This is a genomic window from Haloarcula argentinensis DSM 12282, from assembly GCA_000336895.1.
In the GTDB taxonomy this organism is placed as follows: Archaea; Halobacteriota; Halobacteria; order Halobacteriales; family Haloarculaceae; genus Haloarcula; species Haloarcula argentinensis.
The window spans coordinates 24,400-44,618 of the sequence record AOLX01000021.1 but is presented as its reverse complement, the minus strand read 5'-3'; the positions used below and the strand labels follow the sequence as shown (position 1 = coordinate 44,618).

At 64.7% G+C, this 20,219-nt stretch carries 21 protein-coding genes; 8 read left to right on the top strand and 13 right to left on the bottom strand.

The window, feature by feature from the left end:
• Positions 1 to 16: 16 nt before the first annotated feature.
• Together C443_RS11625 and C443_RS11620 are read right to left on the bottom strand one after the other, a co-directional pair.
• On the bottom strand, positions 17 to 1,312 hold the full coding sequence (locus C443_RS11625; protein ID WP_005536547.1) for a hypothetical protein: 1,296 nt from the start codon (positions 1,310 to 1,312) through the stop codon (positions 17 to 19).
• 109 nt (positions 1,313 to 1,421) lie between these two features.
• A complete protein-coding gene (locus C443_RS11620; RefSeq protein WP_005536546.1) occupies positions 1,422 to 1,709 on the bottom strand; it encodes a DUF7577 domain-containing protein in 288 nt (95 codons plus the stop codon).
• Between the two features lie 185 nt (positions 1,710 to 1,894).
• Here C443_RS11620 and C443_RS11615 point away from each other — a divergent pair, with 185 nt between their 5' ends.
• Both C443_RS11615 and nucS read left to right on the top strand, forming a co-directional pair.
• Entirely contained in the window at positions 1,895 to 2,332 is a 438-nt protein-coding gene (locus C443_RS11615) for a DUF6735 family protein (RefSeq protein WP_005536545.1), read from the top strand.
• 9 nt (positions 2,333 to 2,341) lie between these two features.
• Positions 2,342 to 3,061 carry an endonuclease NucS gene (gene nucS / locus C443_RS11610; protein ID WP_005536544.1) on the top strand — a complete coding sequence of 240 codons (720 nt, stop codon included), beginning with the start codon at positions 2,342 to 2,344 and terminating at the stop codon, positions 3,059 to 3,061.
• A 79-nt stretch (positions 3,062 to 3,140) separates the two neighbouring features.
• On the opposite strand, the gene C443_RS11605 is transcribed toward nucS, so the two are convergent.
• Positions 3,141 to 3,389: a HalOD1 output domain-containing protein gene (locus C443_RS11605; RefSeq protein ID WP_049944030.1), complete on the bottom strand. Its 249-nt coding sequence runs from the start codon at positions 3,387 to 3,389 to the stop codon at positions 3,141 to 3,143.
• A gap of 120 nt (positions 3,390 to 3,509) precedes the next feature.
• Here C443_RS11605 and C443_RS11600 point away from each other — a divergent pair, with 120 nt between their 5' ends.
• Complete coding sequence (locus tag C443_RS11600; protein WP_080505478.1) at positions 3,510 to 4,226, top strand: helix-turn-helix domain-containing protein; 717 nt, start codon at positions 3,510 to 3,512, stop codon at positions 4,224 to 4,226.
• A 9-nt stretch (positions 4,227 to 4,235) separates the two neighbouring features.
• Here the strand turns inward: C443_RS11600 and mutS are convergent, their stop codons facing one another.
• Entirely contained in the window at positions 4,236 to 7,046 is a 2,811-nt protein-coding gene (mutS, locus tag C443_RS11595; RefSeq protein WP_005536541.1) for a DNA mismatch repair protein MutS, read from the bottom strand.
• A 117-nt stretch (positions 7,047 to 7,163) separates the two neighbouring features.
• On the opposite strand from mutS, the gene C443_RS11590 reads away from it, so the two are divergent.
• Both C443_RS11590 and thsB read left to right on the top strand, forming a co-directional pair.
• Entirely contained in the window at positions 7,164 to 7,553 is a 390-nt protein-coding gene (locus tag C443_RS11590) for a DUF7383 domain-containing protein (RefSeq protein ID WP_005536540.1), read from the top strand.
• Between the two features lie 174 nt (positions 7,554 to 7,727).
• Positions 7,728 to 9,407 (top strand): thermosome subunit beta, encoded by a 1,680-nt coding sequence (thsB, locus tag C443_RS11585; protein WP_049944029.1) that lies wholly within the window; start codon positions 7,728 to 7,730, stop codon positions 9,405 to 9,407.
• Between the two features lie 353 nt (positions 9,408 to 9,760).
• Here the strand turns inward: thsB and C443_RS11580 are convergent, their stop codons facing one another.
• Entirely contained in the window at positions 9,761 to 10,624 is an 864-nt protein-coding gene (locus C443_RS11580; RefSeq protein ID WP_005536536.1) for a hypothetical protein, read from the bottom strand.
• A 76-nt stretch (positions 10,625 to 10,700) separates the two neighbouring features.
• Between C443_RS11580 and C443_RS11575 the strand changes: the two genes are divergently transcribed.
• Positions 10,701 to 11,696, top strand: coding sequence for an alanine dehydrogenase (locus C443_RS11575; protein WP_005536535.1), 996 nt, complete (start codon positions 10,701 to 10,703; stop codon positions 11,694 to 11,696).
• On the opposite strand, the gene C443_RS11570 is transcribed toward C443_RS11575, so the two are convergent.
• The 3 genes from C443_RS11570 to C443_RS11565 are packed head-to-tail and all read right to left on the bottom strand — an operon-like array spanning position 11,697 to position 12,314.
• Positions 11,697 to 11,918: a DUF7535 family protein gene (locus C443_RS11570; protein WP_005536533.1), complete on the bottom strand. Its 222-nt coding sequence runs from the start codon at positions 11,916 to 11,918 to the stop codon at positions 11,697 to 11,699.
• A 43-nt stretch (positions 11,919 to 11,961) separates the two neighbouring features.
• Entirely contained in the window at positions 11,962 to 12,129 is a 168-nt protein-coding gene (locus tag C443_RS21705) for a hypothetical protein (RefSeq protein WP_005536532.1), read from the bottom strand.
• Positions 12,129 to 12,314 carry a hypothetical protein gene (locus C443_RS11565; RefSeq protein WP_005536530.1) on the bottom strand — a complete coding sequence of 62 codons (186 nt, stop codon included), beginning with the start codon at positions 12,312 to 12,314 and terminating at the stop codon, positions 12,129 to 12,131. The genes C443_RS21705 and C443_RS11565 overlap by 1 nt, the downstream gene beginning before the upstream one ends.
• 145 nt (positions 12,315 to 12,459) lie before the next feature.
• On the opposite strand from C443_RS11565, the gene C443_RS11560 reads away from it, so the two are divergent.
• Positions 12,460 to 13,851 (top strand): sensor histidine kinase, encoded by a 1,392-nt coding sequence (locus tag C443_RS11560; RefSeq protein ID WP_005536528.1) that lies wholly within the window; start codon positions 12,460 to 12,462, stop codon positions 13,849 to 13,851.
• A 153-nt stretch (positions 13,852 to 14,004) separates the two neighbouring features.
• A complete protein-coding gene (gene leuS / locus C443_RS11555; RefSeq protein ID WP_005536527.1) occupies positions 14,005 to 16,692 on the top strand; it encodes a leucine--tRNA ligase in 2,688 nt (895 codons plus the stop codon).
• A 32-nt stretch (positions 16,693 to 16,724) separates the two neighbouring features.
• Here leuS and C443_RS11550 read toward each other — a convergent pair whose 3' ends face one another.
• The 5 genes from C443_RS11550 to C443_RS11530 all read right to left on the bottom strand — a co-directional run bounded on the left by C443_RS11550 (position 16,725) and on the right by C443_RS11530 (position 20,124).
• The gene (locus C443_RS11550; protein ID WP_005536526.1) at positions 16,725 to 17,177 is read right to left on the bottom strand and encodes a peroxiredoxin; all 453 of its coding nucleotides are present in this window, start codon (positions 17,175 to 17,177) and stop codon (positions 16,725 to 16,727) included.
• Between the two features lie 2 nt (positions 17,178 to 17,179).
• Complete coding sequence (locus C443_RS11545) at positions 17,180 to 17,587, bottom strand: Hsp20/alpha crystallin family protein (RefSeq protein WP_005536525.1); 408 nt, start codon at positions 17,585 to 17,587, stop codon at positions 17,180 to 17,182.
• 62 nt (positions 17,588 to 17,649) lie between these two features.
• On the bottom strand, positions 17,650 to 18,465 hold the full coding sequence (pheA, locus tag C443_RS11540; protein WP_005536524.1) for a prephenate dehydratase: 816 nt from the start codon (positions 18,463 to 18,465) through the stop codon (positions 17,650 to 17,652).
• A gap of 104 nt (positions 18,466 to 18,569) precedes the next feature.
• On the bottom strand, positions 18,570 to 19,409 hold the full coding sequence (locus C443_RS11535) for an aldo/keto reductase (RefSeq protein WP_005536522.1): 840 nt from the start codon (positions 19,407 to 19,409) through the stop codon (positions 18,570 to 18,572).
• 85 nt (positions 19,410 to 19,494) lie between these two features.
• Complete coding sequence (locus C443_RS11530) at positions 19,495 to 20,124, bottom strand: hypothetical protein (protein ID WP_005536521.1); 630 nt, start codon at positions 20,122 to 20,124, stop codon at positions 19,495 to 19,497.
• Positions 20,125 to 20,219: the final 95 nt, after the last annotated feature.

Genomic DNA, 20,219 nt, shown 5'->3' with positions numbered 1-20,219 from the left:
CCCCGCTGGTAAACAATTACCGACCTTTCGGCTCTGTCTCGACGCTGACTCCCTGTTCGGACGCGGCGGCCAGTTCGTCCGCCGGTGGCTCGCGTCTGTCGGGCACGAGCTCGGTGGCAACCTCGCGTGCGCGCTCGAAGTGGGCTGCTGCACTATCACACGCGGGCCCGGAACCGTCTTGCTTTGACTCGTCGTCAACCTCCCGTAGCGCCTGCCGCCCCGCCTGACGATGTGCATCGACCAGTTCGACGGCGATGTCTGCGAGCGCTTGTCGGAGCGACGCCCGGTCACCGTCGAAGCGGCGGTCACGGCCCCAGTCCAGTTCGTACGCCGTCCGGTAGCGGTCGAGGGCGTCTTCCCAGTGTGTGGCCCGCGCTGCCGGGTCTGCCGCGGCTCTGGCCGCGCTCGCAGCCACCTGTGCCGCGTCGACCGGGGCCGACAGGAGTTCAGTGTACTCTGCCTCGACTGCGTTTCGAGCGTCCGTGATGACTTCTGTGGGCGGCTCCGATGCCGGTACGGCGAGCGCTCGTTCGTACTCGGCCTTGGCCCGTGCGTACGCATCTGCAGCCCGCTCGTACGTCCGGTTCTCCCATGCGCGCCGGGCCGTGTCACGGTACTCGTCGCCCGCGCTGACATGGCGTCGGCGTTGACAGGTGTCGATCCGTGCTTGCGTTGACCGGAGGCGTCCATCGATGGCCGCTCTCGCCCCTTCCTCCAGCGCTTCGATGCATTTTCGCCCGTTGTCGAGCGCCTCCTGTGCGGCCGTGATATGCGTGGCTGCTGTATCGAGGTCTGTCGCATCCAGTGCTGTCACAGCAGCCTCGACCTGGGACTCTGCCCGATCAAGCTCGGTTAGCGTGCGCGTCCAGACCTGTGTGGCTTCGTCGACGAACTCCCGAACCGGCGTCAGGTCGCCCTTGCACTCGAACGCCCAGTGGTCTTCGTCGACGGTGACGATTTCGAGCGTCGACGTGCGGAGTTCCGACGTACAGCGTACGGCCACGATGTCTTCGTAGGGGAGCGAGATGCTCCGGTCACCGTCGTCGTCGCCGACGATGAACATGACACGGACGTTGGTTGCGAGCAGATACGCGCGGTAGTCGTCAGTCGGCGTGAGCGACTCGTTGTTCCCCTGGGCAGCGACAACGCCGGACCGATCGTTGTACGCGAGATAATGCGGCGTCTCTGTCTCCTCTAAGTACTGCCCCAGCGGCTGCTGAAGACGGCGCTTGCGCCCGAACAGCCCGTCGGCGTTCGCCCGGTCGAATCTCTCCGGTCGACCCGAGGAACGTACGTCGATAACAGTTTCCACAGTTGACCCCGTTCGTGACAGTATATTCAAATATCTCGTCGGAGAAATAAATTCTTTGGCCGACAACAGCGCTCAAGCCGGCTGGTTCGACCCCAGCCTTGCGACGGTGTCAGTACGGCTGGCTTCGGTCCGTCGGCTGGCGCTGCGGGCTACCGCTCGTCAGGTCGGCGGTGCACTGCCGGCAGAACTGGTAGTCCTGCTCGTTCCTCGCCCCGCAGTGGGGACAGTCGATGGATTCAGTGCTGTCGTCGGTGGCGCTGCCACGGCGCGGTTCAGTATCGCCCTGACCGGTCGCACCGGCTGGGTCACCCCGGTGCCGGTACGCGTACAGCATAGTCAGGACGTGGAGCCCCACGAGAAGCGCGATTGCGCCGTAGAGCCACTCGCTCACCATCATATGTAACGATACGTGAACGTACTACTTGAGGGTTGTGCCGAGTTACCAAAGGTCGACGATTTTGGCGAGTTCGGAAACGTATCTTGTGACTACCTGATGGGCAGACGCTGCGCTGTGGGCTAGCGTTCAAATACGACCACGCAGCCAAGGGGACCCATGCCCGCTCACACGCTCGGTGGTCCCTGATGGGTCGCCGAACGCTCGTGGCTGTCGCCCGTCCCGACGGCCGTTACGACTGCCGAAGTGCACACTGGGGGGTCGACGCCGACCCGGTGGTTCAGTCTCGTCCGCTCGGCACCGGGCTGACAGCGTCGGCTTTCCTCACTGCTATCGACGCCACCTACGAGCAGTTGGTCGTGCTCGACGGGTCGGTTCGGACCTACGCCGTCTGCTGGCTCGATCCGACGCTGTCGGACCTCGACGACATCGTCCTCGCCCGTACTGCCGACCCCGATACGTTCCGTCGGTGGTGGGTCGACCGCAAGGACGAGGCTTGTCGCGTCCTCGACAGCGATGGCTGTGGCCCGGAGACCGTCCGGCGTGCCCTGCTCGCGTCACTCCGAGACCGCGCTTCGTCCGTGCACTGCCCTGACGACGCGTCCTTTTTACGCGGGGACCGCTAATCGCCATCCGTGACTGCCGTCGAGACGCTGACCTACCCCGACCCCGCCGACGCGCTAGACCTCGCGTCGCGCAACGCCGACCGCGGCGCGCTGGTGACGCTCGTCGGTACCTGTACGGTCGAATACGAAGGACGAGCGGCCAGTTCGCTGGGGCTTGGCGACCGCCACGTGATGCTCAAGCCCGATGGGGCCGCGCTGGTCCACACCGACGAGGGCCAACAGCCGGTGAACTGGCAGCCGCCGGGCTGTGAGCACAGTATCAGCGTCGACGACGGTTCGCTGGTCGTCCGCTCCACGCGGTCGTCCCCCGAGGAGTTGCTCGAAGTGACCTTCGAGACAGTCGCCCACGCCGCCGCCTTCGACGTGACCGACTCCAAAGACCTCGCGCTCACGGGGACGGAAGCCGACCTCAAAGACCGTATCCTCGACGAACCGGCGCTGGTCGAGTCGGGCTTTACGCCGCTTGCGACCGAACGCGAGACTCCCGCCGGTGCGGTCGACATCTATGGCGAGGACGCCGACGGCCGGACGACGATACTCGAACTCAAGCGCCGGCGTGTGGGTCCCGACGCCGTCGGCCAACTGGGCCGGTACGTCGACGCGTTAGAACGCGACCTGCACGCCGACACTGAAGTCCGGGGTATCCTCGTGGCTCCGTCGGTGACTGACCGGGCGCGTCAACTGCTCGCCGAGAAAGGACTGGAGTTCGTCTCGCTGGAGCCACCGTAACTGACATTCGATCTTGGCCCGCGCGTCCGTCCTGCAACTGTACTGACTGCCGCAGTCGCCACACAGCCAGATAGCGGAGCTACTCTACAGTGACTGTTCCATCGGTATCGACGACCACGCGGTAGCCACTGTAGTCGAACGCTACGTGCCCGCTGGTGTTCGAATCGGTGATGCACGCCGTCAGTGCATCCGGATTGATAGTGTCAGCCAGTGGCGGGAGCGTCTCGACCGGCTGTCTCTCCGCGGTTGCCACGGCACGAACGACTGCGGTGATGATAGACTGATCGGTGCCGTGGACTTCTATAACAGTTGGTGATCTTCCAGACACGGTTCGCTGACCTCATGCCGAATTTATTCTGCAGATGTAAAGTTCAGTGTGGCTAGCATAGTAAACGCCGAACCACGATGCATGCCAACACTCTTCACGGGATGCCGACTACACCTGTGTATGTCCCGACAGCTTGGCGACAGCCGGGCGGTAACCCGTGTGGAGTTTGCCCTCTCTGATGGGTCGTATCCCTTTGTGTCGGTGTCTAAAACCGAATCGTGTGCAGTGATTCTTGAAAAATGCCTTCCGCAGACGGACGACATGTACGCGGAGTTTTTTTCAGTCGAGGGTGCTCGCCCCAGCCGGCTTGTCGAGCGCATCGAAGACGCCAATGGCGGTGAGGCGCGGGTGCTTGAACGCACTAGCGACGGTGGGCTCGTCGAAATCGACGTGCGAAATAACTGTCCCGTTGTCTCGCTTGCGGATGTCGGGGCGGTACCACAGACCGTCCGGAGTGTCGATGGTGAAGGGACTGTCGTAGCTGATGTCCCGGGTCAAATCGAGACGGGGTCGGTTATCGATTCGTTCCTGACGGCCCATCCGGAGGCCGAACTCGCGGCGAAGAAACAGCGTGAGTCTATCGTCCCACTGTTCGGGTTCCAGAACTACGCGTCCCACATCGAGTCACTGACTGACCGCCAGCAGGAGGTTCTCTCGACGGCCCACGAAGCGGGCTACTACAGCTGGCCCCGCGAGGCGACGGCCGCGGACCTGGCTGAAATCCTTGACATCTCGGAGCCAACGCTCCACAAGCATCTGCGGGCTGCCGAACAGAAACTCGTCGCGACCATGTTCGCCTGCCCGCACGACGAACGGGCCGCTGACGGAGATAGCTGACTGCTGCTGTTATTCGAGTCGGTCCTGTAGCTCGGCGAGTACGTTCATCGCCTCTATCGGCGTCATCGTCGCGACATCGAGCGAGGCCAACTGCTGTACAACTGATTCCGGGAACTCCTCCTCGACGGCGGCCCCGTTCGTCCGAAGCGTCTCCTGCGTGTGGCCGTCCGCTCCACCCTCTCTGGTCGAGGCCGACGCTGTTCCGTTCTCCGTCGGGCCAGTCGTCTCCGTGGCGGCGGAATCCGCGTCGGAGTCAGCCGCCTCGGCATCCACCAGAAGGTCCCGCGACCGTTCGACGACGGATTCGGGCACGCCGGCCATGCTCGCCACCTCGACGCCGTAGGAGGCCGCCGCGGGCCCGGGCGCGAGTTCGTGGTCGAAGCGAACGTCGCTGTCCTCGCGGCTGGTCTCGAAGTGGCGGTTGGTCGCGCCGGGCAGCGCCGCGGCGACGGCAGTTAGGTCGTGGTGGTGCGTCGCAAACAGCGTGTACGCGCCGATCTCGTCGTGGAGATGTTCGGTGACGGCGCGGGCGATAGCAAGCCCGTCAGCCGTCGACGTGCCGCGGCCGACCTCGTCTAGCAGCACCAGCGAGTCGGCGGTCGCCGCGTCGAGAATCGTCGCCAGCTCGGTCATCTCGATCATGAACGTCGAGCGGCCACCGGCGATGTCGTCGCTGGCTCCAACGCGGGTAAACACGCGGTCGAGAATCGGGAGGGCGGCCGCATTCGCGGGAACGAAGCCACCCGCCTGTGCGAGCAAGCAAATGAGTGCGACCTGCCGCATATACGTCGACTTCCCGCTCATGTTCGGTCCCGTAACGACGGCGAGGAACGGGTCTTGGATGTCAGGGGCTTCACCCTCGCTCTGTTCGTCGGTTGCCGTGTCACCCTCGTCCGGCTCCGAGTCGCCGCTTTCCCGAAGCGGACCGCTCCCCAGATGCGTGTCGTTGGGGACGAAGGCGTCCTCGGTCCGCTCAACGACCGGGTGGCGGCCGGCGGTGATGTCGATGCCGTCGCTGCCGACGGTGGGTCGGCAGTAGTCGTACTGCGCTGCGACTTCGGCGAATGAGACCAGTACGTCGAGGCGGGCGAGGCGGTCGGCCAGTGCTTGCACGCGCTCGGCCTCGTCGGCTACCTCGTCCCGGACCGCACAGAACAGGTCGTACTCCAGGTCGTCGGCCGCGCTCTCGGCGCGTAAGATCTCCTCTTCGCGCTCCTTGAGCTCCGGCGTGTAGTAGCGCTCGCTGTTTTTCAGCGTCTGGCGGCGCTGGTAGTCCTCGGGGACGGAATCGAGGTTGGCGTTGGTCACCTCGATGTAGTAGCCGTGAACGGAGTTGTGACCGACCTTCAGCGAGTCGATGCCGGTCCGCTCGCGCTCGCTCGCTTCCAGTTCGTCGATCCACGCCTTGCCGGACTGCTCGGTCGAGCGCAGCCGGTCCAGTTCCTCGTCGTAGCCCTCGCGGACGACGCCGCCCTCGGTCACCTGCTGTGGCGGGTCCGGGCGAATCGCCGCCTCAATTTCCTCGCGGGTCTCGGTCAGTGGATCGAGCGTCGCGTGCAGGTCCGCAAGCAGGCGGGCGTCGGCGTCGGCGAGCTGGTCGCGAATTTCGGGGACGACGGATAACGTTGCCGCCAGCGACCGGAGGTCACGGGCGTTCGCCCGGCCACGCGAGACACGTGAAATGAGTCGTTCGAGGTCGTACACCTCCGCGAGCAGGCCCGAGAGTGCCTCTCTGGTGGCGGGGTCGCGCTGGAGTTCCGCGACCGCGCCGTGGCGGGCCTCGATGCGGTCGGCGTCGAGCAGCGGCCGCCGGAGCCAGTCGGTCAGTTTCCGCCGTCCCAGCGCACACGCCGTCTCGTCGACTGTATCGACGAGCGTGCGGTTTTCGTGGCCCCGGACCGAGCGCCGCTCGAACAGTTCGAGACTTTCGACGGCCACGGCGTCCAGCAGCATGTACTCCCGCGGGTCGTACCGCGTAAGGTGGTTGAGGTAGTCGAGCGTGCCGGCCGGGTCCACGTCCGGGTCGACCGGCTCGCCGTCCGGGCCGACTGCGCCGCTGCTGCCGCGGGTGTACTCCGCATAGGCCAGCAGACCGCCACAGGCCCGGATCTCGGCGCCGCCGGCGAGCAGGCGCTCCGGCGGGCCGAAGTACTGCCCCACGCGGTCCTCGGCGCGGTCCCGGGCGAAGGCGTCCGCGTCGTAGCGCGTCACCAGACAGGCCGGCCCGAAGACGGCGTCCCGGTCCACGTCGATGTCTGGCCCGACGATGGCTTCTGCCGGGCCAAACCGGCTGAGTTCGTCGGCGACAGCGCTTTCGGAACCGACACTGGTCGCGTAGCAGTCTCCGGTCGAGATATCCAGTAATGCCAGCCCGTACCGCTCACCGGCGGTCAGAGCCGCGACGTAGTTGTTGTCCGCCCCGCCCAGCAGTTCGCTCTCCGTGAGCGTGCCGGGAGTGACGATTCGCGTCACTGCTCGCTCGACCACGCCGCTGACCTCGTCGGGGTCCTCGACCTGATCGGCGATGGCGACCCGGTAGCCCGCGTCCAGCAATGTCTCGACGTACGACTCGGCGTTGTCGATGGGGATGCCGGCCATCGGGTACTCGCCTGTCGAGTCCTCGCGCTGGGTCAGCGTGATCTCACACAGCCGTGCGACCCGTTTCGCGGCCGCACAGAAGGCCTCGTAGAAGTCCCCGACCTGAAAGAGGACCAGCGCGTCGTCGTACTGCCGGCACAGCTCGTAGTACTGTGCCATCATCGGCGTCAGGTCCTCTTCGAGCTCGGCCATCTTCTCGGGCGGGCCAAGCGCAGCGTCCATACCGGAGGCAACAGCCGGCCACTCATAGGCGCTCCGCTCTCTTGCCCGTGCCGCGATTGCGCGGAGTAGAGCGCGACCGGCCACTGATTTTTATGCCGCCCGGGAGACGTAGGCTGTATGTCACGTCGCGCCAACTACGCGCTCTGTCAGTTCCAGCAGCACCTCGGTCCGTCGGCGGACTCGCTCGACGTTCCGTGGGCCGAGTACACCGGTGATTCGACCGATCCGGTTTCCTTCGACATCCCCACCTCGTCGGCGGCGGACCCGTACGTCGAGATGCAGGTCTACGATGTCGAGGACTTCGACCACGAAATCGTCGTCAACGGTGAACCGCTGTCGGGGTTCGACATCGCGCTAGGTGAGGGGTGGCAGCTCTGGATGGACACGATCGCGCCCGAGCAACTGCACCTCGGCGAGAACACGATTCAGTTCCGCCGGGACACCGATTCGAAGGACGCATTCGTCGTCGGATCGGTCACGGTCCACTGGACGGAACCCATCGAGTGAATATATAAACAGGTCGCCGTCGTTCTGATGTGGCGTGCCAACAGCTACCACTACTAACAGCCAGTACCACCTCTGTCGGGTGATTTCACCCGTTCTAGCTTGGGCAACCGGTGACCGCTGAGCGCCCTATAACCCCTACTTTTATATAGAACCACATGCAATCTTCGCTTGATTATGAGCCAACGCCAGATGCAGGGCCAGCCGATGATCATCCTGGGAGAGGACTCCCAGCGGATGAAGGACAAGTCTGCACAGGAACACAACATCTCGGCCGCTCGCGCGGTCGCCGAGTCGGTACGCTCGACGCTCGGCCCGAAGGGGATGGACAAGATGCTCGTCTCCTCGATGGGTGACGTCACCGTCACGAACGACGGCGTCACTATCCTCTCGGAGATGGACATCGACAACCCGACAGCCTCGATGATCGTCGAGGTTGCCGAGACACAGGAAGACGAGGCCGGTGACGGTACCACCTCCGCCGTCGCCATCGCAGGCGAACTCCTCAAGAACGCCGAGGACCTCCTCGAACAGGACATCCACCCGACGGCGATCATCAAAGGGTTCAACATGGCCGCCACGCAGGCCAAGGACGAACTCGACGACATCGCTACGGAAGTCGACCCCGACGACGAGGAACTCCTGAAGAAAGTCGCCGAGACCTCGATGACGGGCAAGGGCGCGGAGCTCAACAAGGAGCTGCTCGCCCAGATCATCGTCGACGCGGTCAACGCCGTGACCGTCGAGGCCGACGACGGCTCCGTCGTCGCCGACCTCGAATACCTCAACATCGAGACCCAGACCGGCAGCTCCGCCGGCAACTCCGAGCTCCTCGAAGGCGCGGTCATCGACAAGGACCCGGTCCACGAGGAGATGCCGACCGAAGTCGACGACGCCGACGTCCTGCTCGTCGACACGGCTATCGAACTCGACGAGACCGAAGTCGACGCCCAGCTCTCCGTCGACGACCCGAGCCAGCTCCAGAACTTCCTCGACAAGGAAGAGGAGCAGCTCAAGCAGATGGTCGACCAGATCGCCGACACCGGCGCTGATGTCGTCTTCTGCCAGAAGGGCATCGACGACATGGCCCAGCACTACCTTGCCGAGAAGGGTATTCTGGCCGTCCGCCGCGCCAAGAAGTCCGACATCGAGTTCCTCAAAGAGGTTCTGGGTGCCCGTATCGTCTCCGACCTCGACTCCGCGACCGCGGAAGACCTCGGCCACGGCTCCGTCACCCGCGACGACGCCGAAGGCCTGTTCTACGTCGAGGGTAGCGGCGAGGGGGCCCACGGTGTCACTCTCCTGCTCCGTGGCTCGACCGACCACGTCGTCGACGAACTCGAACGTGGTGTCACGGACGCGCTCGATGTTGTCGCGTCCACCGTCGCCAACGGCAGCGTCCTCGGTGGCGGCGGCGCGCCCGAAGTCGAAGTCGCCCGCCGGCTCCGCGACTACGCCGACAGCGTCGAAGGCCGCGAACAGCTCGCCATCGAGTCCTTCGCCGACGCGCTGGAGATCATTCCGCGCACCCTCGCAGAGAACGCTGGTCTCGACAGCATCGACACGCTGGTCGACCTGCGCGCCGCCCACGAGGACGGCGACGTCAGCGCCGGCCTGAACGTCTTCTCCGGTGACGTCGAGAACACGCTCGACACCGGCGTCGTCGAGCCAGCCCACGCCAAGCGACAGGCGATTTCCTCGGCTGCAGAGGCCGCGAACCTGGTCCTCAAGATCGACGACATCATCGCTGCCGGCGAGCTCTCGACCTCCGGCGGCGACGAAGGCGGCCCCGGCGGCCCCGGTGGCGCTCCTGGCGGTATGGGCGGCATGGGCGGCGGTATGGGCGGCATGATGTAAGCGAGGGGCCGAACGAAGTGAGGGCCCTCGAATAGTGAGCGGCGAACGCAGCGACCCGCGAGCAACGTAGCTGATCGGACGCAGACTTTCTGAACGAACGCCCACGCAGCTCCGCTGGGCGTGCGTCGCTTTCGAACCGACCTGCAGACGATCGTTTCATCGATTACAGTCAGCTTCCAACTACGGCGACGCTGTGACATCGCCGATATCGAGACGTGAAACTGGAGACACAGTTAGGTATCTTACTGCGAAGTATCGACTGTCCCGGTCCGTTTGGTGGGACGGACTGGTGACAGCGGGTGGGGGCCGCTCTCCGTTTTGGACACTTCGACAGCGTCCAGCCGTCGCTCGCATCAGTCGGGCTGTGTTGTTCGGTTTTGACGGCGTCGGTCGTCGAACACCACGTCTGTCGTCCCGAGGTCACTGTAGCGGAGGATCTCGGTTACTCGGCGGGTCTCTGTTCTGTTGTTGATCGTGTACTGGAGCGCGTAACTCCGAACGATGCCGCTCGGCGTCACGGTTGCCGAGAAGGAGACGTTGGTCACACGGTCGACGGAGCGGGTGGCAATCGCGCTGCTGTCGGCCGACCCGGTTCCTTTGATGCGATACAACGAAACGCCGTACAGTTGCTTGATGACCTCATCGCCGGGGCGGATAGACGTGATGTTGGTGGCGGAAAGCAACGCCATGAGACGCCCGTTGAACGTGGGTTCGAAGAACAGTGCGGCCCGAGGTGAGTGCGGCGGGCCACCGATACCACGGCTGTCCGCGACCACCTCTGTCGATGTCGACCCGTTGACGGTCGTCCGTCTGAGCGCACGGCCGTCCCGCCAGGTGCTGTGAATCTCACGCGGTGTCACGCCCTGTCCGGTGACCGTTCGGGTGGCCGTGTACGACTCGTAACCCGCGCCGATACTGGCACGGGTTCGGACTCGCTTGTGCAGGCCGCTGCCGTTCATCACGGTTCTGGTGTGGTGGACTCGATAGGAGGTGTTCGAGAGGTGGCTGACGTGGGCGCGGCCGAGCGCGGTGGCGTTGACGACGCGGTCGCCGACGACGCCCGGGGCACGCTGTGCCGGAGATGTCGGTGCATCTGCAGTCGGGACCGGAGCTGGTGTCCCTGTCTCTCTAGCGGCCGCACCGTCCCCGAACAGACCGGTACACCCGGCGCTCAGCAGACAAAGACAGACCACAGCAACCGCCACCCCGCGACGCATACCGATGACTGGTTGCGTGGTGATATAACCTCTGTGACGGCGGAGGACTAAGTATCGTTGAGTGTCAACATACCGTATGCAGACGCTGCTTCTCGGCGCGGACGCGGTTGAGGATCACGCGGCGATGCCGGCAGTCATCAACGCGGTTGCCGCGGCCTTCGCCGCCGATGCCAGGGAGAGCACAATCATGCCGGCCAAGTCCTACATCGATTTGCCGCAGTACAACGGCGACTTCAGGTCGATGCCGGCCTACGTCAACGCCGAGACGTGGGATGCCGTCGCGATCAAGTGGGTCAACGTCCATCTGGACAACCCCCGAGATCACGATCTGCCGACCGTTCTTGGGACGCTCATCTACTCGGACCCCGAGACGGCGTTCCCGCTGGCTGTGATGGACGGTACCGTCCTGACGCGCTTGCGGACCGGGGCGGCGGCCGCCGTCGCGACCGACCACCTCGCCGTTGCTGACGCGGACTCGCTCGGACTGGTCGGGGCCGGCACGCAGGCGTACACGCAACTGGACGCTATTTCGGTGGTCCGAGACATCGAGACGGTGGTCGTCGCCGACCGGGATACAGAGAAACAGCAGGCGTTCGTCGACACGTTCACCGACCGGTTCGACGTGCGGGCGGGTCCCATCGAGGACGCCGCTGGCTGTGACGTGCTATCGACGATTACGCCCGTCGAGTCGCCCATCGTGGACCGTGAGTGGCTCGGCGAGCGCACACACGTCAACGCCATCGGGGCCGACGCCGCCGGCAAGCAGGAACACGACGAACGCACGCTCCTCGACGCGAAACTCGTCATCGACAATTACGAGCAGTGTACTCACTCCGGCGAAATCAACGTCCCGTGGGGCGGGGGTGTCCTGACCGATACTGACCTCCACGGGGAACTCGGAGACATCGTTGCGGGCACGCTTTCGGGGCGGACCGACGACGACGGGATCACGCTTTTCGACTCAACGGGGCTGGCTATCCAGGACGTTGCAGCCGCACACGTCGTCTACGAGAACGCCAGCGACGATGGCGACGGAACGGCGTTCTCACTTGTCGACACCGACGCGACCTGATTACGTCGAGGGAGTGAGCATCTCGGTCACTTTCGAGATGCCCCAGACGATGATAATAAACGGCAAGAGCGGGACCAGCAGGACGAGCAGGCCGGCGAGCATCCCCCAGCCGAACACGTCCATCTCCTCGTTGCGACGGCTACCCGTCCCCGGCGTGACCGACCGGAGGGCCTTCGGCAGTCGTCCGCTGTCTTCCGCCTCGTCGTCAGGTGATTTTGCCATACCTTCTCTTGCATTGAGACGTGTATAAGCCTAGGCCCGACAGTTACATCGCACCGGCGACGCCGCTGCCGATAGCGGCCCCGCAGTTGTCACAGGCGACGAGGTAGAACCGCTTTGAGGCAGTAAAGAAGCCGGTCGTCGACTCCATGTCGAGGAACTCCACGTCCTCCTGAGCGTTCATCTCCGCATCGCATTCGGGACAGTGAACCATCAGGCCGCACCTCCGTTGGACTTCGCGCCGGCGACGCCGCTACCGATAGTCACACCACAGGCTGCGCAGTTGGCGGTGTAAAAGCGCTTGGAGGCTTTGATGAAGCCGGTGACGGCGTCCACTTCGACGAAATCGATGTCGTCGGCCGTTTCGAGCGAGGTCTCACAATCAGGGCAGTGTACCATACATCCCTGATACTTGGCGAGTCCGGCAAAAATCTTGTGTGGGGTGCCGCTCTCTCGGACGGCGTCCCGGCGACGCTGCCGGTTCGACACGCCCGAAACAGTGACAATCCGCCACACGCAACAGTACGCTCACCGGGAACGCACCATGGGTAGCAAACCTGTCTTAGTCGTCACGACCGACGGGCTGGATACGTCGGCTCTCGAATCCGCCCTCGCCGAGACGCCGGCGTCGATCACGCAACTGTCGGATCTCACGGCCCTCTTTGATACGCTCACCCATTCGGCGTTCCATGCGCTTGTTCTGCCCGAAACAGTCGATGACCAGTCGGGAACCGATATCGCGTACGGCGTCAGGAAGCTGTTTCCCGACCTACCGGTGATCGTCGTTGGCGAAGACCCGGCGGCGGTCCCGGATGCCCTCGACGTGACGGCCGTTGAGCCGTCGGGCCATCTCGAAGATGCTGTCGCCGCTGCCATCCGAGACAGCCTCGACGCCGAGCCACCGACTGTCGCCGGACGCCCACCGTCCCCGATGGAGACGCTGTTGCTTTCCCTGTTCAACGAGATACCGGATCACCTGTACGCGAAAGACGAGCAGGCTCGACACGTCCTGTTGGGCCGGGGGTTCAACGAGCCGACCGACCGACTCGGCCTCACCGACGTCGAAGTTCCGGAACTGGCTGATGAGCACGCGAAAGCGGCCCTGCGTGATGAAATGGACGTCATCGAGGAAGAAACGGACCAGATCGAAGTAGAGGAATTCCTCGATCTCGACGCGTCGTACGTCCGCACCCGCAAGATGCCGTGGTACGATTCCGACGGGGACGTTCGGGGAATCGTCGGACACACGCAGGATATCACCGAACGAAAGCTCCGCGAACACGCGTTTCGCCGCCAGAACGAACGGATGGTGAAAGTCGCACTCGTGGCGTCTCACGAGCTCCGAAACGAACTCCAGATTGCCTACGGGCGACTCGAAGAGCTGGCCGACTGCGACGGGCCGACCGCCGACATCGAGGAGTCGCTCTCACAGATCTCTGCGATTATCGATACCGTGGTCGAACTCTCCACGAGCGACCCGAGTGGTTCTATCCAGCACGACGAGATCGAACAGGTCCCGAAGCGAAAACACGTGTGGCTCTCCCGTCTCAGTCGGGAGGTGTGGGACACGCTCGCTGACAGCGAGGCGTGCCTGACGTTCGACGGGGACACCCGTATCGTCGCCGATCAGGAGTCCGCCGGGCTGTTGCTCCAGATCCTGTTCCAGAATGCGCTCGAACACGCCGGACCGTCGGTCACCGTCACTGTCGGCACGACGGCCGACGGCTTCTTCGTCGCCGACGACGGACCGGGTATCGATGTCGAGCCGCCGGAGCGTGTGTTCGACGCGGGCCACACCGCCGTCCCGGAGAACACCGGGTTCGGACTCTACGTCGCTCGCCGAGTCGCCGCGGATCAGGGCTGGACGATCTCGATGTCGGAGAGCGAGTCGGGCGGCGCTCGATTCGACATCGGAAACGTCGACTGTCCCGGATAGCGGGCGGCTGGTCGACCTGCGGCGACGGTACCGCTCTGTGGTAAGCCAGTTCCCCGGATTCACACCCGCTCGGCCTGTGTGCTCGTGTGGCGGACCCTGATAGCCTCCCGAAGGGAAAGGTATAGCACGGTCGCTGCCGGATGTTCCGATATCATGACCACGACCGGTGAGGAACGCGAGCGGTGGTTCGATCACACGGAGATCGAGCCCCGGTGGCAGCGCACGTGGGACGAGGCCGACGTGTTCCGGATCGACGACGACGAGACCGACCCGGAGTACGTCCTGGCGATGTTCCCCTACACGTCCGGAAGCCTCCACATGGGCCACGTCCGGAACTACACTATCACGGACGCCTACGCCCGCTTCGAGCGGATGCGCGGCGAGAGCGTCCTCCACCCGATGGGCTGGGACTCCTTCGGTCTGCCCGCCGAGAACGCCGCCGAGGAACGGGACACCAACCCGCGGGACTGGACGATGCAGTGCATCGACTCGATGCGCGACCAGCTCACGGAGATGGGCTTTGGCTACGACTGGGACCGCGAACTCGCGACCTGTGAGCCGGAGTACTACCAGTGGAACCAGTGGCTGTTCAAGCAGTTCCGCGAGGAAGGGCTGGTCGAGCGCCAGGCCGCCGAGCTGAACTGGTGTCCCTCCTGTGAGACCGTCCTCGCGGACGAGCAGGTCGAAGGGGAAGAAGAGCTCTGCTGGCGGTGTGACACGCCCATCGAAGCCCGCGAGATGGACCAGTGGTTCTTCACCATCACCGACTACGCCGAGGAACTGCTGGAATCGCTTGACGACCTCGACGGCTGGCCGAACAACGTCCGGGAGATGCAGCGCAACTGGATCGGCAAGCAAGCGGGCGCGAGCGTCGCCTTCGAGGTCGGCGAACACGGCGCGGTCGACATCTTCACGACCCGTCTGGACACCATCCACGGAGCGACCTTCTTCTCGCTGGCCCCCGGCCATCCCGTCGCGCAGGAGATCGCCGAGGATAACGACGAAGTCGCCGAGTACATCGAGATGGCCGAGGAAGCCGACGAGGACGAACTGGACGTGACCTCCGGCGTGTTCACCGGCGAGTACGCGACCAATCCCGCCACCGGCGAAGAGATCCCTGTCTACGTCGCCGACTACGTGCTGACCGACGTGGGGACCGGTGCGCTGTACGCCGTGCCGGCCCACGATGAGCGCGACCACGAGTTTGCGGAGGCCCACGACATCGATATCGTGCAGGTCGTCGAACCGACCGACGATGCGGACGCCGACCCCGAGGATATCGACGTACAGGAAGCGGCCTACCCTGAAGACGGCGTGCTTGTCAACAGCGGCGAGTTCGACGGGCTGGCGAGCGCCGAGGCCCGCGACCGCTTCGTCGAGGAGTTCGACGGCGAACACAGGACGGAGTACAACCTCCGGGACTGGGGTATCTCCCGTCAGCGCTACTGGGGCACCCCGATTCCGATGATTCACTGCGACGACTGTGGCTACGTCGAGGTCCCCGACGAGGACCTCCCGGTCGAACTGCCGGAGTTCGTCCACACTACTGGGAATCCACTCGACGCTGCCGAGGAGTGGAAGCAGACGACCTGCCCCGACTGCGGAGCCGACGCGGTGCGGGAGACGGACACGATGGACACCTTCGTCGACTCCTCGTGGTACTTCATGCGGTACACCTCGCCGGGAATGGAGGCGGCCCCCTTCGACGCCGAGCGGGCCAGCGACTGGATGCCGGTCGACCAGTACGTCGGCGGCATCGAACACGCCGTGATGCACCTGCTGTACGCCCGCTTCTTCACGAAAGTGCTGGACGACCTCGACATGGTCAACGGCGTCCGCGAACCCTTCACCAACCTCACGAACCAGGGGATGGTGCTGGGCGAGGACGGCAACAAGATGTCCAAGAGCTTGGGCAACGGCGTCTCGCCACAGCGCATCATCGAGGAATACGGGGCCGATACGGCCCGGCTGTTCATCATGGAGGCCGCCCAGCCGGAGAAGGAGTTCGCTTGGAGTCCCGAGGGCGTCCAGTCCGCCCACAGCTTCCTCCAGAACGTGTACACGCTGGTCTCGGAGTACGCCGACGGGGAGGCAGGAACCGACGCTGACCCTGAGAACGGGGACGACATCGCGGACTACGTTGCCCGCGAAATCGACGCGACGGCAGCGAACGCGACGGCGGAGTTCGAGGACTTCCGGTTCAACCACGCGTTGCAGGCCGTGCGGGAACTGGTGTCGCTGCTGCGCCGGTATCAGGAGGCGACCACCCCCGACGCCGACACCTTCGAGCGCGGGCTGGCGACGGCGGCGAAACTGCTCGCTCCGGTCGCCCCCCACGCCGCTGAGGAGATGTGGGCCGAACTGGGCCACGACGACCTCATCGCGGAGGCCGAGTGGCCGGCCGCTGAGGCGCCCGCCGACTACGAAATGGAGCGTCAGCTGATCGAGAACACCCGCGAGGATATCCGAGACATTGTCGACACAGTCGGTATCGAGGATCCACAGACGATCACGCTCGCGGTCGCACCGGAGTGGAAGCACCGCGTCCTCGACCTCGCCCGGAACGCTGACGGCAACGTTGTCGGCACCGTCATGCAGGACGAGGAACTGCGAGAGCAGGGCGAGGCGGCCGCGGACTTCGCCAAGGAACTGGCCGGCCGCGCGCAATCGCTGGACGAGCAACTGCCGCCCGAGCGTGAGCAGGCGGCACTCGAACGGGCCGCGTGGCTCGTCGAACGCGAGTTCGGCGCTGACGTGATTGTTCAGAGTCCCGAGGAAGCAGACCCCGACCTCGTCGGCAAAGCCGGTCCCGGGCGCCCGGCCATCGACATCGAAGAATAGCTCGCAGTCGTCCGATTTTCGCCTGTCTCGGCCTAGTCGGCGCTGACCACCCCAGTATCGACGAGGTCCTCGAAGACGCTCGCCGCGTGGCCGTCGGGGCCGACCCGCTCGTAGACGGCGACGACGCGTTCCTTCGCGATGACGTACGTCGTCCGCTGGCTCCGGCCGTCGATGAGCGGCACGTCGAACGCCTCGCATAGCCGTCCCTCGGGGTCGGCCAACAGGTCGAAGCTGAGGCCGTTCGCTTCGGCGAAGTCGCGGTGGCTCTCCACGCCGTCGGTCGAGACCCCGTACACCGAGATGCCGGCGTTCTCGAATCGTTTTGCGTGCTCCTCGAACTGTTCTGCCTCCGTCGTACAGCCTGGGGTGTCGTCTGCCGGATAGAAGTACAACACCGTCGGCTGCTCGAAGCCCGGCTGGACCGCGTCGCCGTGCTGGTTAGTCGCTCTGATCGTCGGCACGTCGGTACCGGGTTCAAGTACCATCGTCAGTTGACGGGGATATCCGTCCCGTCGTCGTCCTCGCTGTGGACGACCTTCGACAGCCGTACCGTGAGGACGCCGTTGTCGTAGCTCGCGGTGGTCTCCGCTTCGTCGACGGCCTCGGGGAGGCGGACCGACCGGCTCAGCGACTGCTGCCGACGCTCGCGCTGGATGTACTGGCCGTCGGTCGATTCCCGCTCCTGGCTCGACGTGGCGCTGATTGTGAGCTTCCGGTCCTCGACGAGCTGAACGTCGATGTCGTCGCTATCGTAGCCGGGCAGGTCCGCGTGAACGACAAAGGTGTCGCCCTCGTCGACGATGTCGACTGGGACAGCGCCCATGTCGACGCCGAACTGCTCTCCCAGCATATCGAACGCGCGCTCGATCTCGCTGAACGGATCGCGATCAGACATACGTGTGGGTACACGGGCCCGGGACTTAACGCTTGAAGCAGGGCCGGCGGTGTCCCGTCGGCTCAGTTGACGACCGTCTTGGAGTCATACGACCCCAGCCGGCGGACCCAGCCCTTCCCGGCGATGTCTTCGATGTCGGCGAGGGCGTCCTGCGTTCGCTGCTCGTAGAGGCCGGCCGAGATGTCGATGTGGAAGACGTAGTCGCCCAACCGCTCACCGCTTGGCCGGGACTCGACGCGGGTGAGGTTGATGTCGCGGTCGGCGAACGGCTCCAGCAGTTCGAGCAGGAGTCCGGGGTAATCGACATCTGGGTAGACAATGAAGGAACTCTTGCCGCCGGCCTCGCTGCGCTCGCTTTTGGGGGCGACGACGACGAAGCGGGTGGCGTTCGACGACCGGTCCTGAATGTCCTCTGCGAGCACTTTCAGTTCGGTGCCGTTGGTCGCGTTCTCTGGGTGGCCGATAGCGGCGATATCAGCGTCACCGCGGGCGCGCTCGACGCCGCGGGCCGTCGATGCAACCGCCTCGACATTGACGCCTGGATAGTGCTCGTCGAGCCAGCCGCGACACTGGGCCAGCGCCTGGGCGTGGCTGGCCACCAGCGAGAACGAGTCGTCCTGTGCGAGCAGGGCGTGGCGGATCGGCGTGATGATCTCCTCGACGACGGCAACGTCGTACTCCGCGAAGGCGTCGAGCGATTCCGTGACGGAGCCTTCGATGCTGTTCTCGACGGGGACGACGCCGCGCTCGGCCTCGCCGTCGGCGACGGCTTCGACGATGGCGGTCACCGACTCGGAGAAGGAGATCTCATCGTCGGTGACTGCCTGTGCGGCGCGGTGGGAGTAGGTCCCCTCAGGACCCAGGGTAACAGTGGTCATACCCGGGGTACAGCGGTAGGAACCAAAAGAACCGTGGTCATCGGCAAGCGCTGTCCCGCCGCAGTCGCGGTCGTCGGACGCCATGCCGGTGGCGTCTGCCGGCTTCAGGATAACTGGGCGAGTTCCTCGGCAGTGAGGTCGATGGCGCTCGCGGCGACGTTCTGCTCAAGATGGTCGAGGCTGCTTGTGCCGGGAATCGGGAGTGTCACGTCCGAATGCCCCAGCAGCCACGCCAGTGCGATCTGGTAGGGTGTGGCGTCGTGGCGCTGTGCTATCTCCTCGATGCCGTCGATGTCGCCGAGGTCGCCAGCGCCGAGCGGGAACCACGGAATGAACCCGATACCGTAGCTCTCGCACGCCTCTAACACGTCCTCGTCGTCGCGGTGGGCGACGTTGTACTGGTTCTGAACCGTCGCGATGTCGACGATGTCGCGGGCCCGGTCCAGCTGGTCGACGGAGACGTTCGAGACGCCGACGTGGCGAATCAGTCCCTCGTCTTTCATCTCAGCGAGCGCGTGAATCGAGTCCTCGAACGACGTGTCGGGGTCTGGCCGGTGGTACTGGTACAGGTCGATGGGGTCCATCCGCAGGCGGTCCCGTGAGCACAACTGGGCGTTGCGCAGATAGTCCGGGTCGCCGTGGGCCAGCCAGTCGGCGTCGGTGTTGCGGAGCAGACCACCTTTTGTCGCGATGACGAGGTCCTCACGTTCGGTATCGAGCGCCTCGCCGATGAGCCGCTCCGAGACACCCGGGCCGTACGAGTCCGCCGTGTCGATGAAATCCACGCCGAGTTCGACCGCTCGCTCCAGCACGCTGTGAGCGTGTGCCTCGTCGTCCGGTTCGCCGATGATATCCTCGCCGGTGAGCCGCATCGCGCCGAAGCCGAGCCGGCGGACTGTGAGTTCCCCACCGATATCGAACGTATCACCCTCGTTTGTGACCATATAAACACGGTTGACCGCAGGCCTGAAAACAGCCCCGCCGACTCAGGTCGTCACCGCAACCGGTTCGATACCTCACGGTGACCGCTTATTCGCTGTTGCGGTGGAACAGCGCGAGGTGAACGAGGAGATATCGCGAGGCGTAAAAAACCGTCACGCTGGCGACGAAGGCGAACAGCGACACGGCCCCAACCGACAGGCCGAACCCGGAGTCGACGAACGGGTTCCGACCCGTGAACGCGACGTATGCGGACACTGCGTCACCGCCGCCCAGACCCACGGCGAACAGGCAAAGCGAGAGCACGATTGCCAGGCCGCCGGTTCCGAGACCGACGTAGCGGGCGAAGTCCTCGGCGTTGAGCGCCGCGTGCGCCTGTCGCTCGGTCAGCGGGGCGAGCCGGACCCGGTAGAGGACTGACCCGACGAGCAACGTCGCACCGAACAACTGCAAGGCCCCGCCGAACAGTCCGAGTAACAGCACTTTCGGCGAGGCGATGGCGGGGTCGATCGATGGCAAAAACGCCGCGGTGCTGTCCGGATACAGACCGTAGATCGGTAGTAACAGCGCCAGCGCACCAAGCAGGGCGCTCTGGAGCGCGAGCGTCCGCGGGACGGTCTGTCTGAGATACGAGTGGCGTTCGTAGCGGAGTCGCTCGTACGTCGTCCCCGAAATGATCGCCTGGGCGATGGTATCGTCGGGCTGTGAATCAGTAGACATATCTTACCGGTTCCTATTCACCGACAGTTTACTCAATCCATCATATAACCCTTTTGCACGGCGCAAAACTCTGTCGCTCTGACAGTAAACGCCAA